Annotated in this window: 12 protein-coding genes; 5 read left to right on the forward strand and 7 right to left on the reverse strand. The window is 39.3% G+C overall.

What is annotated here, in order from left to right; all coding sequences use genetic code 11:
* Positions 1-140: 140 nt before the first annotated feature.
* Entirely contained in the window at positions 141-1,808 is a 1,668-nt protein-coding gene (locus D1367_RS25875) for a DUF3352 domain-containing protein (RefSeq protein WP_118169382.1), read from the reverse strand.
* 663 nt (positions 1,809-2,471) lie between these two features.
* On the opposite strand from D1367_RS25875, the gene D1367_RS25880 reads away from it, so the two are divergent.
* The 5 genes from D1367_RS25880 (at position 2,472) to D1367_RS25900 (ending at position 10,849) form a co-directional block, all read left to right on the forward strand.
* Positions 2,472-5,135: a M1 family metallopeptidase gene (locus tag D1367_RS25880; RefSeq protein WP_118169384.1), complete on the forward strand. Its 2,664-nt coding sequence runs from the start codon at positions 2,472-2,474 to the stop codon at positions 5,133-5,135.
* Between the two features lie 1,234 nt (positions 5,136-6,369).
* Positions 6,370-8,094, forward strand: coding sequence for an ABC1 kinase family protein (locus D1367_RS25885; protein ID WP_118169386.1), 1,725 nt, complete (start codon positions 6,370-6,372; stop codon positions 8,092-8,094).
* 29 nt (positions 8,095-8,123) lie between these two features.
* Positions 8,124-8,498: a hypothetical protein gene (locus D1367_RS25890; protein ID WP_118169389.1), complete on the forward strand. Its 375-nt coding sequence runs from the start codon at positions 8,124-8,126 to the stop codon at positions 8,496-8,498.
* A gap of 619 nt (positions 8,499-9,117) precedes the next feature.
* A complete protein-coding gene (locus tag D1367_RS25895) occupies positions 9,118-10,002 on the forward strand; it encodes a hypothetical protein (protein WP_118169391.1) in 885 nt (294 codons plus the stop codon).
* Positions 10,003-10,168: 166 nt separating this feature from the next.
* Complete coding sequence (locus D1367_RS25900) at positions 10,169-10,849, forward strand: DUF1919 domain-containing protein (protein WP_118169393.1); 681 nt, start codon at positions 10,169-10,171, stop codon at positions 10,847-10,849.
* 18 nt (positions 10,850-10,867) lie between these two features.
* Here D1367_RS25900 and D1367_RS25905 read toward each other — a convergent pair whose 3' ends face one another.
* From D1367_RS25905 to D1367_RS25930, 6 genes are all read right to left on the reverse strand, one after another.
* A complete protein-coding gene (locus D1367_RS25905) occupies positions 10,868-11,905 on the reverse strand; it encodes an Npun_R2821/Npun_R2822 family protein (RefSeq protein WP_118169395.1) in 1,038 nt (345 codons plus the stop codon).
* A gap of 16 nt (positions 11,906-11,921) precedes the next feature.
* Positions 11,922-12,812, reverse strand: coding sequence for an Npun_R2821/Npun_R2822 family protein (locus tag D1367_RS25910; RefSeq protein ID WP_118169397.1), 891 nt, complete (start codon positions 12,810-12,812; stop codon positions 11,922-11,924).
* A 3-nt stretch (positions 12,813-12,815) separates the two neighbouring features.
* On the reverse strand, positions 12,816-13,796 hold the full coding sequence (locus tag D1367_RS25915; protein ID WP_118169399.1) for an Npun_R2821/Npun_R2822 family protein: 981 nt from the start codon (positions 13,794-13,796) through the stop codon (positions 12,816-12,818).
* Between the two features lie 3 nt (positions 13,797-13,799).
* A complete protein-coding gene (locus D1367_RS25920; RefSeq protein WP_118169401.1) occupies positions 13,800-14,759 on the reverse strand; it encodes a glycosyltransferase family 10 domain-containing protein in 960 nt (319 codons plus the stop codon).
* A 76-nt stretch (positions 14,760-14,835) separates the two neighbouring features.
* A complete protein-coding gene (locus D1367_RS25925) occupies positions 14,836-16,047 on the reverse strand; it encodes a glycosyltransferase family 4 protein (RefSeq protein WP_118171659.1) in 1,212 nt (403 codons plus the stop codon).
* Between the two features lie 4 nt (positions 16,048-16,051).
* A complete protein-coding gene (locus D1367_RS25930; protein ID WP_118169403.1) occupies positions 16,052-18,373 on the reverse strand; it encodes an ABC transporter ATP-binding protein in 2,322 nt (773 codons plus the stop codon).
* Between the last annotated feature and the right edge of the window lie 133 nt (positions 18,374-18,506).

Below are 18,506 nucleotides of genomic sequence, written 5' to 3' on the forward strand. Positions count from 1 at the left end.
TTGCATTTAACAGCCTTTTCTACTTATGACATAGTTACTGGAGGCGAGTCTAGATGCAAATTGAAAAACATTTTGGGGAATGGGGGAGTGGGGGATGAGGAATAACAATAACCAATGCCCAATGCCCCATGCCCCATTCCCTATTTTGCAATAGGCTTGAGAGCTAACAACATCTCCAATTCACTGATAGATTTATCAGGGCTATTAGCGGTAAAACCAAGACCACGAATGGAACTCAAGATGGTGATAGCATTGGCGTCAGATGAGATTAAACTCTTGAGCAAGGGCACAGTTTGAGTTTTGTCCATATCCAGGTAGAAATAGCCGCCGTTGGGCTTTTGCAAAGAACCCGTAACGGCTTTGAAGGTATCGCTATTGTCAAGAGATGGATTTTTGCGATCGCTAATCGCTTCAGCAACTGGGCCACCAAGAGCTACAAATACAGTATCTTGATCGAGCCAACCATGTGACAATAAAGCTCCCTGTCTGGGGATTTGCCATTCCGTTACGTCTTTCCCACCGATATTTCTGTTGGCAATTTCGATTTGTTGGGTTTTGGCAAGGGTATCCAATTTCGTTAAGGTGGCTTCAGCAGTTTTGCGATCGCTAGTATCAAATACTAAAGCACCCCCAAAACCAACATTTGCTAGCACCCCTTGATTAGATGGAATCGCACCAAAGGCAAATTCTCCATTCATCCAGCCAAAAATATCCTTATCCAGGTCAATATTGAAAAATTTCAGTTGTCCTCGCACCTGTTCAAGACCTTGTTTCATTTCTGGATAATTTTTTGACTCTTCTACTAGTGTTTCCCAGCCACGGCTGATACCATTTCCACTAATCAGAGCAAAAGTACCAGTGGGAAATTGCCCAACTATATTTCCTGGACTTGATTGATACTGAAATTTATTTAATTGCGGATCTAAATTAGCGATCGCTTTTACCCGCACTCCCGCATCATCAACACCAACACCCGCCACCACTGATTTTATCTGCTTGAGTTGCGCCAGCGCTTGGGGAGGTAACTGCTTTGCCTGCGGGCTTCCGGCTGCTAATTGCTGTACCATGCCGGCATAGTCTGGTACATAAATTTGGGCGAGGCTGTTTTTGACATCCACTCCTTTATTGAGGATGCTGCTTGCACCTTCTTTACTGGCAAAAGAAGACTCTCCTTTAAAGGTGTCAATTGCTTTTTCTACAGCTTGTTTTTCGGGCGCTAATACTAAGTGACTATTATTTAAAACTACGCTATATGTCGGCTTGCTATTTTCTGTAGTTTCTATAATTTTTTGACCTTTATAGTCAGATTCCTGAAATTTTAGTCCTTTTTGTGACTTTAATTTGTTAGCAAAATTCAAGGCACTGAGTTTGTCTGTGATTCCCACTATTATCAAGATATTTGATTCCTGCTGTATATTGATTGGCGCATTAGGTGCTTTCAACTGCGCCGGTTTCCCCTGATTAGGTGGTAATACAGCAATCATTACACCACCAGCCCAAGGCTTTATGTCTTTTTCATAAGAAACGTTGCTGTCACTGAAAACTTGCTTATTGAAATTTTCCAGACCTTTTGCTACTAATTTTTGTGCTTCTGGAGTGCCAAACTGCTGTAACTTTGCCCAGGCTTGAGAGTCAGTAGTAATATAAGTTGCCATCAATGCTGTTGAAGGTACTAGTTTAGCGCTGCCTAGAGCGTCTGAGCTACCTCCTGATGGGGCTTTAAAATACGTGTAAGCCGCGATACTTCCTGCTACAACTACAGCAGCACCAACAGCAGCAATGAGAAACTTGGATTTACTTTCAGGCATTTTGTTATCCTCTTTTGCTCAGATTGTCACCGAGATTTATACAAGTGTCACTGTAGAGTTTTCGGATTTATTAATAATTTCCGCTCATTGATCGGTATTTACTGATAAAATTAGTAGTCCTATAAGCTAGCAGTCTAAAATAACTACTCTAAAAAATACTTCCACGAGATGGGGAGCGAATCGGCAAATGATATGCTGTTCATTTCAAACAAAATAGCCTCCTCAACAGAGGCAAGCTATCCTAAGTTATAGGACTCCTGTCTGATTTGTAAGCAAAATTTTAGATAAAACCCTGATTAACGGGCTTTTCAGTCTCAGTTCAGTATGTTTTCAAAAATCGAATCGGAGTCCTATATAAGAATAATTAGGAGTGTTTGTACTTAATAAAAATTTATCGAGGTGCAAGAGACTCTTGACTCGATGACAAAAAAGTGCAAAACATCAGTAAAAGTAAATGCGGGAGGGATATGGAAAAAAGTCCAAGGATCGCCAGCCGACTTTTGGAAATTCAGGTGAGATTAATTTTAATCCCCCAATCCCAAAAGGGAATTCTCACCTCCATCATGCCCTGTTGATTTGGGAAATATATTTAGACACCGCTATTTTACTTAACAACATCCAGCCAAGCCAGACTTTTCAGGATTACAAGGTCAGTAAGGATCAATGTCGAAGTTTTATTTTGATACAGATAATAACGTACACAAACCTTTTGAGTTACCGGGAGCAAGACCACACTACAACCCCGATCGCCCCGGACAGGTAGAGCATATTTTTCTCGATCTCAGCTTGGATATCCCAAAGCTTTCCTATCAGGGCAATTGTAGCATTCGCCTTTTACCAATCCGTAATGGCATTGACCGTTTGACTTTGGATGCTGTCAACCTGAATATCGAGTCTGTGCAAGTGGACGAGGTACCACAAAATTTTGACTACGACGGGGAACAGCTTTCTATCCAACTTGCTGAGGCGACTCAAATTGGTAAACGCTTGCTAATTGCGATCGCCTATTCAGTGGCAAAACCACAGCGCGGTCTTTACTTTATTCAACCAGACAAGCACTACCCAAACAAGCCAACTCAAGTTTGGACTCAAGGAGAAGACGAAGACTCTCGCTTTTGGTTCCCCTGCTTTGACTACCCAGGACAATTGTCTACTTCCGAAATTCGCGTTCGTGTCCCCAACCCTCTGGTGGCGATTTCCAACGGCGAACTAATTAACACCACAGAAGATGGTGATTACAAAATCTACCATTGGTCACAGCAACAAGTTCATCCTACCTACTTAATGACTTTGGCAGTAGGTGACTTTGCCGAAATTCAGGATGAGTGGAACGGTAAACCAGTTACCTACTACGTAGAAAAGGGACGGGAGGAAGATGCTAAACGCAGCATGGGCAAAACTCCCCGCATGATCGAATTTTTGAGCCAAAAGTATGGCTATCCATATCCTTTCCCAAAATACGCCCAGGTTTGCGTCGATGACTTCATCTTTGGCGGGATGGAAAACACCTCCACAACACTGTTAACAGATAGATGCTTGCTGGATGAACGCGCCGCTTTAGATAACCGCAATACCGAAAGTTTAGTTGTCCACGAACTGGCGCACCAGTGGTTTGGTGATTTGGTGGTAATTAAGCATTGGTCTCATGCTTGGATCAAAGAAGGGATGGCTTCCTATTCTGAGGTGATGTGGACAGAAGAGGAATATAGTCTCGAAGAAGCAGCTTACTATCGTTTATTAGAAGCTCGTCGTTATTTAAGTGAAGATAGCAGCCGTTATCGTCGCCCGATGGTAACACATGTTTACCGGGAAGCTATTGAGCTTTACGATCGCCACATTTACGAAAAAGGGTCTTGTGTTTATCACATGATTCGGGCCCAATTGGGAGATGAGTTGTTTTGGCAGGCAATTCAAACATTTGTTCAAGATAATGCCCACAAAACTGTAGAAACAGTAGACTTACTCAGGGCGATCGAAAAGGCAACTGGACGTAATCTTTTGTTTCTGTTTGACCAATACGTTTTTCGTGGTGGTCATCCCGATTTTAAAGTAGCTTACTTTTGGGATGGGGACGCTAAATTAGCAAAAATTACAGTCACTCAAACCCAAGCTGATGAAGGTAAAAATGGCAGTAAGGATTTGTTTGATTTAAAAATACCTATTGGTTTTGGCTATACCCAAGAAGAAGAAGTTAAGAATGAGGAGTTAGGAGTTAGGAGTGAGGAGTTAGGAGTTAAAAATAATTCCAGACTCATAATTAATAACTCACAACTCAAAACTTTTGTAGTGCGGGTAAATGAACGTGAACAAAGCTTCTACTTTCCCCTAGAAAATAAGCCTCAATTTATCAGCTTTGATGTTGGAAATAATTATCTTAAAACAGTAAGTTTGGAGTATCCAATATCAGAGTTAAAAGCACAGTTAGAATTTGATCCAGACCCGATTTCACGTATTTACGCAGCAGCAGGTTTGGCGAAAAAAGGCGGGTTAGAAGCTACCATTGCACTATCTGCGGCGCTCAAAAATGACCCATTGTGGGGTGTGCGTGTGGAAGCCGCGAAACAACTAGCCAAAATCAATTTAGACCAAGCCTTTGATGGCTTAGTTGTTGGGTTAAAAGATAAAAATGCTTACGTGCGCCGATCTGTAGTGGAAGCACTTGCTCAAATTAAAACTGCTGAAAGCTATAAAGTTGTAAGAGGGTTAGTACAAAAGGGCGATCCTAGCTATTACGTAGAAGCAGCAGCTTCTCGTGTGATCGGGGCGATCGCTTCTGCAAACTTGGAAGAAAAACCCAAGGAAGATAAGGTATTAAAGCAACTCAAAGGCATTTTAGAAGAAAAGGCGGGTTGGAATGAAGTAGTACGGAGTGGTGCGATCGCTGGTTTAGCTGAATTCAAAACCTCAGAAGCAGCTTTAAATCTGCTAATCGAATATACCAAACTAGGTGTACCACAACCCCTACGTTTAGCCACAATTCGCGCTTTAGGAAAGATTTCTGTAGGTCAAAGTCCGGTTAATTTGGAACGGATTTTAGAAAAATTAACAGAACTAGCCAAAGAAACCTTCTTTTTAACGCAAGTGGCGGTAGCCGCAGCATTAGGACAAATGGAAACACCCAAAGCAGTGGGGATTTTGCGATCGCTAGCTGAACAAACAGCCGATGGGCGTGTACGTCGCTATGCTGAAGAAGAAATTTCTAAAGTGCAAAAGAATATTGGTACAGAAAAAACCTTACGTCAATTGCGTGAAGATTTCGACCAACTCAAACAACAAAATCAGGAATTGAGAAGCCGTTTAGAAAACTTGGAGGCCAAATCTAAATAGCATTGCACGATGGTTAAAAGTAGCTAATTGGTAATTGGTAAGTGTGACAAAATCACTACCAATTACCAAATTTATAGCAATTATAAATGATAATTATGTTATGAGTTGGGGATTGATTCTTCCACCTAACTATACAATTCTAGGACTAGTAGTCTCTCCCATTAATTTTGCTGGGTTGTAGAGACGCGAAATTTCGCGTCTTTACAGGGTTTTGGTAACAAACTAATCAATCAGAATTAATGAGACAGAGCACTAGTAGTCTGTCCCATTAATTTTGCTGGGTTGTAGAGACGCGAAATTGTACTTCGTCCCGCTACGCTAACGCGTCTTTACAGGGTTTTGGTAACAAACTAATCAATCAGAATTAATGAGACAGAGCACTAGTACAGCACGGCGGAAATAAACTATTGTCGTTACCCACATTTTTGTAACAGTCAAAGTATCGCGCTCATCCGATATCCCGCCCAGAACTTAAGTTCTGGGCTGATAGCTAAAGTCCACTTAAGTGGACTGAAATTTTCCCTTTTATATATAGCTTTTCCTAATCAAATGAGGTAATCAGAGCAAGCGAGGTGCTTGCTCTTAAAGGGTGTTGGGGGTGAGGTTCTATACCTACTCAACTCAGAACTCAGAACCGCTATAAGACAATACGGTTCAGTTAAGGATTTTTGGTACTAATTTTAGACCTGTAGAGACGCGAAATTTCGCGTCTTTACCAAGGTTTTTGGGCTTAACTGAACTGTATTGCGCTATAAGATAGCCTTCTACATGGCTGAAAATTTTGTATTTAGTCCTCTTGAGAAGACTTTAGCTATAAGCAAGAGGAGTTTATTCCGAGGCGGGAATGGTAATGAAGATTAAATCCAAGACAGTAATAGTACTACTACTTCATATAACTATTAGTAAATAAAGTTACTTACGATCGCAGTTTCTTTAAATTTGCATAATCAGACACAGGTAGATATTTATATTTTTATAAATAATGGTTAAGAAAAAATAAAATCATCTAAAAGTTGGAGAAGTAGTTGTAGTTTTATAAAGTATAATTAAGAAAAAGATAAACAAATCTTTAGGTAGTAACATAAGCTAAAATCACCGCGAACAGTATCCCAAAAGGGTAGAGTTCTAGTTGTTTTAGATAAAAGGCTACCGCTATCCTGAACTTGCAACTAACTTGTGGGTTAGGAGAAAAACAATCATTGTAAATTTTTCAGTTGAAGAGGCAAATAAAGGCGTGGGTCAGTATCAACCTGCTCTGCTAACACTCTATAATCCAGAGGCGATCGCTCGCTACTATAGTTACCGTCCCTGGCTAGCATGGGGGCGACTCCTGAGAATTATCTCCTCTTTTGCGGGATTTATCCTCAGTCTCAAGTGGGACGAATGGCAAGATAAAGTTGAGCAGAACAAGGGTAAACGAGCTATTCAGTTGCGAGAACTGCTCACCCGCCTCGGCCCGACTTTTATCAAAGTTGGTCAAGCCCTCTCTACCAGGCCTGACCTAATCCGTAAGGATTTTCTAGAAGAACTGATCAAATTACAAGATCAGTTACCACCTTTCGATAATGCGATCGCTTACAAAATTATCGAAACTGAACTAGACTGTCCCATTCACGAAAGCTTTAGCGAACTGTCACCTAACCCAGTCGCAGCAGCTAGCTTGGGTCAAGTATACCGTGGTCGTCTAATTAGTGGCGAAGAAGTCGCAGTGAAGGTGCAACGCCCCAACTTACGCCCGACTCTCACCCGCGACCTTTATCTATTGCGGTGGGCTGCGAGTTGGTTAGCTCCCTGGTTACCTCTCAATCTCGGTCACGACCTAACTTTAATCGTGGATGAGTTTGGCACGAAGCTATTTGAGGAAATCGACTATATAAATGAAGGCCGCAACGCCGAGAAATTTGCCAGCAACTTCCGCAACGACCCGCAAGTTAGAGTTCCAGGAATTTACTGGCGTTATACCAATACCCACGTTTTAACCCTGGAATGGATTGACGGCTTCAAGTTGACAGATACTAAACGCATCCGGGAAGCAGGTTTAGATCCAGAAGCAATTATCCAAATTGGCGTTACTTCGGGATTGCAACAGCTTTTAGAACACGGCTTCTTTCATGCTGATCCTCATCCCGGCAATTTGTTTGCTGTACCCGATGGTCGGATGGCTTATATTGACTTCGGCATGATGGATCAGTTGGAGGAAACCACCAAAGAAACACTGGTGGATGCACTAGTACATTTGGTGAATAAAGACTACACCGACTTAGCCGAAGATTTTGTCAAATTAGGATTTCTGACTCCAGACACTAATATTTGCCCGATTGTACCAGCATTAGAAGCGGTGCTGGGAAACGCTATTGGTAAAAATGTCAAGGATTTTAACTTCAAAACTATTACCGATGAATTTTCGGAACTGATGTATGAATATCCTTTCCGAGTCCCGGCGAAGTTTGCTTTGATTATTCGTTCTTTGGTGACTCAAGAAGGTATTGCTCTAAGCCTCAACCCAGATTTCAAAATTGTTGAGGTGGGTTATCCCTATATAGCACGGCGCTTGCTAACAGGGGAATCGCCGGAATTACGGCGACGATTATTGAATGTGTTATTTAAAGATGGTAAATTTCAGTGGCAGCGATTAGAGAATTTAATTGCGATCGCTCGGACTGATAACAACTTTGATGTCTTGCCCACAGCCCAGATGGGGTTCCAATTTTTAATTTCGGAAGAAGGCAAATTTTTGCGGAGACAGCTGGTGCTTGCTCTCACCGAAGATGACCGCCTCCACACCGAAGATGTTCAACGCCTGTGGAACCTAGTTAAAGATGACTTAAAACCGGATCGTTTATTAAATGTAGCGATCGGCATTTTAACAGACTTATCTAGGGAAGGCGCAGCTGCTATTTTGCCAAAAGCTACATTCCTTGCGTCTTTTGCTGGGAATCAGTCAACAAACAACAACTAAAAAATCTTTAATATAAATCAGGAGTTTTCATGTACTATTTTCCTCTGCAACCGCCTTATTTTCTATTACTTGTTGGCTTTCTGGCAGCATTAACATCTGGTTTGGCATTATCTGGCACTTTGAAAGTAATTGTGCAGAAATGGCCAAGCGAGCGCACAGAAAATACTAAACCGCGTTCCTCACTGAAACAATTACTTGTACCATTTATCGGTATAACTGGCGGTACTTGTCTATTTTTGTCTTCAGGCTTGGAGATATTTGGCTTTCCGTCCTCCTTGGCTTTAGGAGTCGGTCTACCAATTAGTCTCTTTACGTGTTTATTAGTTTGGTTGCAGTTGGGAAGTATGATGACCTTTATAGAACGCGAAGGTATGCAATCTTTAGATTTAGATTCTATGCCATAATTTAAAACAATATGGTAATAGCGCCTTTCAAGCAATCGAACTACACTACTCCCTACTACCCGTCTCAGTCATAGTCTAAATACCTGAAAATAGCTGTAAGATTCTTATTAACAGAACTGTATTGAGATATAAGACACTTCACTAAATATAGGACTTACGCACTGTACAAATGAATCATCTTATGTATTAACGTAAATAGGTTGTTTCAGGCATTTACAAACTATCCTTTGTTAGCCGCGATCGCAAAAAGTATAGTTGAAAAATCTGGTTAAAAGCCTTGAAAAGCATACCTATCATTTCGGCTTTCCTGTCAATGCGTAAGTCCTATAATATACAAATCAACCTAAATGCTCACCAGCGATGGTGAGCATTTATATTTTGAGTATGATGATTTGTCAAAGCTTTGTCGAGATGCGATTAATCACGTCTTCACATCTGCTAGGGCTTGCATGGGATTTAGTAATCAGAGAAAAATAAGTACTATTACAGTAGTCAGTATCCACATTATATATGTAAATATAGTATTTAATTTAAATCGGAACAGGCTGTAAATTCTGCTGTCTCTAAACGTATTTTTGATATTAGTTGTCAGTCAAATTTTATTTTAAAATAAAACCTTATGCAACAAGAAAAACCAGAAGTTTGTTTTTGTACTTTAGCTTTGGGTAAAAGATATCGCTCTCATGCTTTCCTATTAGCTGAAGATATTGAAAAACATTCGCCGGGAATATACTTAATCGTATTAACAGATAAGCCACAAGAATTTCAAAAATATTCTAATGTTTTAGCATTTAAACATGAACAACAGAGCATTGGTTGTTACCACGATAAAAGGTTTGTAATTGCCAAAGCAATATCACTGTTTAATACTTGTATATTTATTGATGCAGATATCAGAATATTAGATAAGTTACAACCAGACATGAAATGGCTTCCTGGCATAACAGCAAGAAGCTGTACCAGTATTGTCCAACATAATCACGCATATATTAATTCCGTAAATGATGCTTACAAGGCAAATAGAGCTAGAGATTTGACTATTCTTAGCAAGCTAGCACAAAAGCTAGACCTGGATTTAGAAGATACTAATATCCAGTTTGTGATGGAAATGTTATTTGTAGTGACAAGGCAAGATGGACGGGAAATCGAATTTCTCAAGCATTGGGAAACCATTGCACTTTACTGTGAGTTAAATGGTTTTTATGGTGCTGAGGGTTATGCAATAGGATTAGCTGCTGCTAAGGCTGGATTACCAGTTCGATGGGATGCTATGGATGGTATTGTCTATTTCAAAGATTGGGTAGAACGCCAGAAAATCAAAAAGGGACAAGCAAATCCAGATACAACTCTAATATATTTTCAACAGCATGAAGCCATTGAGTACCGCCAAAATTCAATTTTCCAAAAGCTGGCACGTAAACTAAATAAATTTATCGGCTATTACTATCGTTCGTTGTGTTTAAGACTTGCGACATTGAGTAATTTTAATTTTTATTACCGATAGAACCTTGTCAGGACTTACGCAAAATCATGAAAAAACGAACCGCATTCACGCAGCGTTTCCCCTTGGGAGAAGGACGCAAAGGACACAAAGGAATAAGAGTTTTAGAGAGTTATTGCGTAAGTCCTACTTCTAAAAAAATCTGTTCGAGCTTACTAAAAATTGTAATATGACAAACTTAGTAGAAAGTTTTAAGAATCGAACCCGAAAAACGAGAAAAGTCTTAAATCGCAAACTCATGTATTTGCGTATCAAAGATAAGAATTTTACAATTATTTCTAATGATTGTTGGGGTGGAGAAGTCTACAAAGATTTAGGATTAGAGTACACAACCCCTTTTGTTGGGATACGCCTGTTTGCTCCCTGTTATATTAAACTTATCAAAAATATCAAGGAGTATATTGAATCTCCTCTTACTTGGACTAGTGTTTCTCGTTATCATTCAGTTAATGAAGAACTAGAAAAACGATTTTTTCCGATTGGTTTATTAAAAGACGATGTAGAAATTCATTTTTTTCACGAAGCGAGTGAGGCACAAGCACAGGAAAAATGGAATAGACGGGTAAAAAGAATAAATTGGGATAATCTTTTTATTAAATTTGCAGGTGATAAAGACTTATGCGATGAGCAGCTTATAGAAGAGTTCGACAAGTTAGACTTTCCTCATAAAATCTGTCTCACTGGCAAAGAATATTCTCACCTCAAATCTACCGTATTTGTTAAAAATTATGTGATAAATGGAGCAACTATGTATGACATTTCCAGAAAGCATTTTGATCTTGCTGGTTGGCTTAACAAAGAAGGTGGACAATTTTCACCTGTGCAAAGGCTAATAAATAAGCTAATTTAACAACTTTGCTATATGTTATTAGTAACCATTAATCCTATCCTTTAAATTCCGGTAATTTAGCTTAATATTATTGACTCTTTGCTGAATAAAACTCCTAGTATACTTTTGAAGAAGCATTAGCTGGCTTGGGCGGGTAAAGCTTTGAGGACGTTCTTCAGGTGATTTTAAATAGCGATAATGTAAAAACACATCTCGATATGGAATATTAACGTCTTCACCAGCGCAAAGTTGAGTAAACTTTGATGAACTTATACTCATATAGTGCAGATATGTCAATCTCCGCCCTTGGTCGTAGAGGATATTATCTACCACATCAAATTGAGAACTCCAATGATTCCCAGTTGCCTGTTCGCAGTCATAGCAGGCAAAGTTATAATAGGAAATTCCACTTCTCAAAACCATGTAGTTAAATAAAGATTGGTCAGGTGCTAAAAAAGCCATAACATCTGCTTCACCTGCTGTTAATTTTTTGAGTAAGTCAGCTCTTATAGCTGGAGAAAAAATATTTTTCTTAGTGGCAAACCAACCAGCACAAAATACTTTAGCCTGCAAGTTTTCTGAATTGAAAATTTGCTCCATCTGCTCTGGAGAGCCATCAAAAATAAATTTTAATTCAGACTTATATTGAAAATCATTGACTACCCAATCATAAGTATCTAATTTTTCATATACATAATCTATCGGCCGCATTAACAAGGTATCTGCATCAAAATAAATAAATCTATCAAAGGGGCCATCCACAGCACAAAATTTGCGGTGCATAGGTAGCTCATAGAGTTCTGGGAAGCCCCACTCTCGCCAAGTTTTTTGCGCTCTAGGATAATTTTTCCATATCTGAGTAGCAAAGTTATCCCAATAGGCTATGGAATCAGAGTCTTCAAATAAGGTGACATTATCTCTAGATGCAAGCTCTGCCTTTACTTTGTCTAATTGCTGATTATATGGAAGTATACAAATAGGAATTTTACTACCAGCATTAGCTTCTATACTGTTGAGCAACGCAACTAGTTGGTCATAAACAACATCATTCGCTAGGATGTAAATGCCATCAATCATTGGGATACTCCTAATATTAAGTGCGGGCAGAAACAAAGGGAAATAAACGGCGAGTCAGTTTGGAGATGAAGGCGAATTTACCCTCATGGAGATAGCGATAGTGTTCCCACAATTGCCAATATGGACTACCAATTTTCATCCGCGTACCAGCCCAGTGGAGATATTTTAGTCGTTGTCCTCTGTCGTAGAGTGCGTAGTCTTGCTGTTGAAAATTTGGCGAACCTGCCCAACTACCAGGCCCGCCTCCAGGAATTCTGACAAGATTTCCACGCTTGGCAATTAGTTTGAGAACAAGATAATTTAAAATGGGTTGGTCTGTAACTCCTTCAGAAAAATCGAAATATTCTCGATGTGCAGCACATTCATGCAAAGCTTCATCCATCTGTTGTTCGGTAATAGTTCCTTTTCTCGAAGCCCAAAAACCGCTATTGAAAACGTCTTGAAATTGGGCATCTGAAAAAATTTGCTGCTCTTTCACAAATGGAGAAAAGATATTTCGCAGCTTTTCATTAGCATGATGATAATCACAACAGAAGAAATCGACTTCTGAAAGTTTGTCTAAATTGTCGGCAATTTTTTCAAAAACGACAATATCCGTATCAATATAAATAAACTCATCTAAAGGGCCAAACCACGCCACTAGTTTACGCATTTTATTGGGTAAAGCAAGAAAATCTCGATCAAAAATTTCTCCGATGCGTTTGGTAAATTTATCAATAAGTTCTAAATCTGGAAAAATTTGCACTTGATGTAAGCTAGCAAGCTGCTCTGCTACCTTGTGATAATTTTCATTAAAAGGTATGAGATAAACGGTAACTTCTGGGTCATAGTAACGAATGCTATTGAGTAAAGCGATCGCATTATCGATAACCCGGTCATTGGCAACAATATAAATTCCCCTACTCATAAATTATCCTTGTTTAATTAACTTAAATTTTCGCAAAGCTCTTGTAAGTAAATTTGGTGTTGGAGAGTCATGAGAATTTTTAGGAGGATTTGTAAAGACTGGACGTTTTTCTGGTTCGTGTAAGTAGCGATAATAGAGAAATAAATCTCGATAGGGGAACTCAATATTTTCTCCAGCGCAGACGGCTTGATTGATATTAGGAGGAATACCAATGTAATGAATGTAAGTTAGTCGATTGCCTTTGTCATAGAGAATATGCTCTCGTTCCTCAAAGTGCTTAGAGGTGGCAGAACATCCAGTTTTTTGATTATCTGGTAATTGTTGAGCAAAGTTATAAATAGAAAGATTAGACCTCATTACCATGTAGTTGATCAGTGGTTGTTCACCAGCCCCTTCATACAAAATTTCTGCTTCACCATTTTGTAAATAAGATATCAGCAAATCTCTTTGTTCTGAATTAAATACGCCCTGCTTTGAGCCATAGAAGCCGGAGCAAAATATTTCGGAATCAATGCGCTTTTGCTGGAAAATTTTTAGTAATTTGGGAGAATTAACATTGTATATTTTACTAACATCTTTAAATTGAAAATCGTAAACAACAAAATCATAACTATCTAACTTTTCAAACACCGCCGCGAGAGAGTTCATCACCAACGTGTCTGCATCTAAATAGATAAACTTATCAAATGGCCCATCAAAAGCACAAAAACGACGGTGAGCGCCATACAAACGGAATTTACTACGATTCAATCGTTCTGGTGCTGCTGAGAGCATAAATTGATCCCAGCGATTGATTGATTCTTGATTATCGTAAAGAAATACATTAGGGCGTTTAGCTATTTCATCAGCGATTCGCTGTGTCTGATCGTCGAAAGGATAAATACAAACAGGAGTTTCTGACCCCAAGATAACATCAATACTGTTGAGCAAAGCCACCAGTTGATCGAAAACATAATCATTGCCAAGGGTACAAATACCATTCATAATTTATGAGTGTTGATCAACAAAGTTTGATAACCAGTTAAGCAGGTTTAATTTGTGTAAGATGATTTGACGTGCTTCTGCGATCGCATCTTTAGCAGCATACCAAGCATCAGGAGTGGCTGTCACTTCTTGGATGTAGGCAATGCCTTTTTCATCTAAACTGGGCAACCGTAAAAAACTACCCGGTGGCAATAATTTATCAGCAGCCGGGCCGCCATAGTAAATTGGTAGACACCAGGCAAGTAAACTATCCCAAAGTTTCTCACTCACATACCAATTATTATCAGCATAATTTTCAATTGCCAAATTGTAATAGTATGGTGCCATGCCATACCATTTGTTACCTAGTTCTCCCGATTTGTTAGCCCATTGTGGTAAGTTACGCCCATACAAATCAAATTTCATGCCACTAGATTGTAGGGACTGCAAAAAGTCTAGACGCTGGCGATGGTTGACAGTGCGGCTAATTCCTGAAGTAATCCAACTACATGGAGCAACCTTTTCGGGAGGTGGCATTTCATTTAAATCTTGAAATGAATTTGAGTGATACCAAATAGCAGGCATATAGTCAGGAGTGGGGGCAAAATCATCTGGGCCAGAAACGTAGCCGCAATACTTTTGAGCTTGTTGGTAATTATGATTAGTGATTTCTACAATTTCATCTAAAGGCGGTTCTCTTAGTAAATAAATAATTCGCTCTTTACTCACACCACGCAGTAAAGAATCAATATTTACTATTGATTGTTGTCGCTGTTTACGAAAACTATCTAACCAAGATTTTTGTGGCGATGCTTGGGGAAAATCAAATTGATACATCAGCAGAAAATCTGGTTTCGCTGCCAATGCCTGCATTTGTATATTGCCCCAAACTCCAAATTGATTCGGGGTTTGTTGCCACAGCCAATCGGCTCTAGTTTCTAAACCTCGATAGCTGCTAATCATACCTACAGTTTTGATAGTCATTTTAGTTATTAGTCATTAGTCATTAGTCATTAGTCATTAGTCATTAGTCATTTTGCTTAATATCCTCGATGTTTCCTTATACAACAAGTTGCGGTAACAGAGATTCATCAACATAACTAAGGATTTTTGCCGCTCTATTTTCCCAAGAGAACTGCTTGACAAAATTGATACTATGTGGGTAACCTTCTATTTTTCGGGGATGAGTTTCTAAAACCCGCTTTAGACATTCGGCAAATTTGCTGGAGTTATCTGGCTCACACCAAGCAGCGATTGCTTGAGTATCTTGAAATTCAACTAATGATGGAATTTCTGTTGCTACAATGGGAGTCCCAGAGGCGAAGTAGTCAAATAGCTTTAAGGGTGATGTGAAAGTTGCCGCTTTTCCCGAACAATGAGGGTGAGCTAAAACATCGGCTGCTTGTAGCAAAGATGCTAAATCATTATGTAATATATAACCCAAAAATTTAATATTATTAACCTGTTTGTCTTTTACCAATTGCTGATAATCTTCGATATCTTTTGGCTTGCCACCTGCACAAACAAATTGCACATTAGGCATTTTATTAGCCACATCAATTAATACATTAATACCTTTAAATTCCTGTAAAGCTCCCGCATAAACCACCAATTTCTGGCTTTCGTCTTGTAATAATTTTTGACGCCATTCTGCGGCTTTTTCGGGTTGTCTCTCCATAAATAAGCGATTAAAACCATTGTGCAGTTTAATCACTTTTTCTGGTGGCATTCCATTTTTAATCATGCTTTCGCGGATGGTGTCTACAACTGTGACAGCAATTTGCAATAGCGGATTTGTAACAATTTCTGGCTCAAATGGTTTGTCTTCGTGGTGGTGGTGTTCATAAATTGCCGGAACGCCATTTTTGATGGCAGCTTTGACAAAATTCCAGTTGCGACTGTGGACAAGTTTAGTAGTTGGAAGTATGTGAAATGGTAAATAATACTTGCTGGCAATGGTGTTAGAATCAGTAAATTTGCTCCGAAAATGGTCAATCGGCCAAGGCATCGGTAAGGGGGCAACTTTTAACTTATCATGGAGGTTGTAATATTTAATAAGTTCTGTTGGTGTTTTTCTCGGTTGAAAAGGACGAGCTAAATTAACTGGATTAATAGCTTTTGCTCCTTTTTCAAGATATACCAAAACTGTTGAGTATCCTAAGTTGGCAGCGCCGTTAGCGGCATTTGTAGACTGCACTAGGTGAGCCTCTGGCTGCGGCAACTCTTCACCAATGAAAAAAGTATAGTGTTTTTTTAAAGCAGGATTATTCATAATTTTAGACATTAATACTATTCTCAAATTTTTCTAAATTTTCGAGCAGATATATAGCAGATTGATAACCTTCAGTAATTAATCTATTTTGTTCTTCTGTGGTAGATACCCAATTATCAGTTAAAAATCGCAGAGTGTTAAGTATAAAGTTAAGAGAAGTCCTAAACTCAATTGAGACATGATTAAAGGCTTGATAATAGCTACTAATAATATCTTGACTTTGCTCAGGAATTGAGATGATTTGCCCCTTGTGTTGCAAGTTAATAACATCTTCAAAAACATCTATAGTGTTGAGAAGTCTCAAAGCTGATTTGTAAGAGTCTTCAATTAATTCCTGCCGTTCTTTGGAATTATCTACCAGATCATCAAGTAATAAGCGGAGTAAGCCAATCATCGAGTTCATCTGCGTCCGAATTTCGTGAGAGATGCGGAGCAAGCTTTGCTTGTGTTTAGTAGTGGTTTCAGGATGTTCAACAAATTTCTTTGAGTTTAGGCGCATTGCCTTAAGAATTTTTGTCTGAATCAAGTTTTTGTTAGGGCGATCGCTAAATTGCATTGAGTACAAACGCGAGTAGTAACCACCTTTTTGTAACAATTCTTCATGGGTTCCCACTTCTACCACCTGTCCTTGATCTAATACGGCAATTTGATCGGCTTTTTGGACTGTGGAAAGGCGGTGAGCAATTACAAGGGTTGTGCGATCGCGACTCAAATCATCAAGTGCAGATTGTACTAAGCGTTCGGAAACGGTATCTAAAGCGCTGGTGGCTTCATCTAAAATCAGAATATCTGGATTTTGCAGGAGGGCACGGGCGATCGCTAATCTTTGCCTTTGTCCACCAGATAACATGACGCCGCGATCGCCAATCAAGGTGTCAAATCCTTGAGGCAATTTGCTAATAAATTCATAAGCATTTGCCCGCTTGGCTGCTGTCAGAATTTCATCCTCAGTAGCCTCTTCTCGCCCATAAGCGATGTTATTCTTCACCGAGTCATTAAAAAGAAAGGTATCTTGACTGACAATCCCCATTCGCTTTCGCAGGGATACAACATCGAACTCCCGCAAATCAGTCCCGTCAATGCTAATACTGCCAGATATTGGGTCATAAAATCTGGGCAAAAGGTCTGCTAAAGTGGATTTACCAGCACCAGAACTGCCTACTAATGCTAAGGTCGTGCCACGGGGTAAAAATAAATTTACATCTTTGAGTACCAACTTTTCATGACCAGGGTAGGTAAAGCAAAGAGAATTAAAAGACACGCCCTCAAGTAATTTTGTATAGGGAAGCTTACCCTGATCCATGAACGGCTTATCATCAAGGCTTAAAAACTCATTCGTCACATCTACACTAGCGGCGGTACTGGCAAAGTTGCTGCGAACACTATTTAACTGAGAAATTAATGGCAGCACTCGCAGCAGCACTAATAAATATGTTAAAAGGACGGTGGAAAGAGAAGAAATCTGGCCAGCAAAGAAGGTTTTGCTCAAAAGTACAATCAACAGTAAAGCTGTAATACCCATCACCTCATTCAGAGGTGTAATCGCTTCCGAATTAACCTGAGATTGGAAATCTGCTAACTCGCGATCGCGAATTAATTTTTTGATCCTTCGATATTCTTTTTCTTCATTTCCCGTCGCCTTTACCAGTCGGATTCCGTTTAAAGTCTCCAGCACAGAGATTGAATATGCTCTAGACATCTCACTAAGCTGTTTTCCAAAAGTTCTAGACCGGGAAATGGCATACTGATTTATTAACGTCACCAACGACAGCAAAATCGTAGCAGCAATTGTTAACTGCCAAGATATCGATAGCAATAAACCGACAAAAACTAAAATTGTGATTCCCAGGATAAGCATCCTGACTGTACTACCTATGGCACTTGCAGCCCGACCAATTTCTCCACCAAGACGGTTGATTAAATCACCAACTTTTGTCTTTGCATAATAATCTATATCAATTTCTAGTAATAGCTTTAACCCGGTTTCTCGCATATCCGATGTCAGCTTTCGGCTTAAAGAACTCGATGCTAATGCGCCGGCATAAGTAGCTAAGTTTTTTAAAAAAATTGTGAATATAATCGCCCCGGCCATTACTACTATCCGGTAAGATTCTGGCGTATTATCAAAGGGAGTTATCAACCTTTTTAGGATGGGAGGGGCAGTCGTTAAATCTACTTCTTGTCCCACAATTTTTAAAATCACTGGCACAATTAAAGTTGTGCTGATTCCATTAAATAAGGCTCCAGAAAATCCTAACAATATTGTCAGTAAAATCAAACCTGGATAGGGTTTAGCGAATCTTAGTAGTAGTTTTCTGGTAGACATTGGGTATTTTTATGCCACTTTCACTTAATAATATAATTCACAAATTACTTGCTAGATTAGCTAATCATCAAACAAGTCAAACTAAATAATCTTCATCTCTCAACTCCGTGAAAACACAGTTAAACCTACAACA

This window comes from Nostoc sphaeroides, assembly GCF_003443655.1.
GTDB classification, from domain to species: domain Bacteria; phylum Cyanobacteriota; class Cyanobacteriia; order Cyanobacteriales; family Nostocaceae; genus Nostoc; species Nostoc sphaeroides.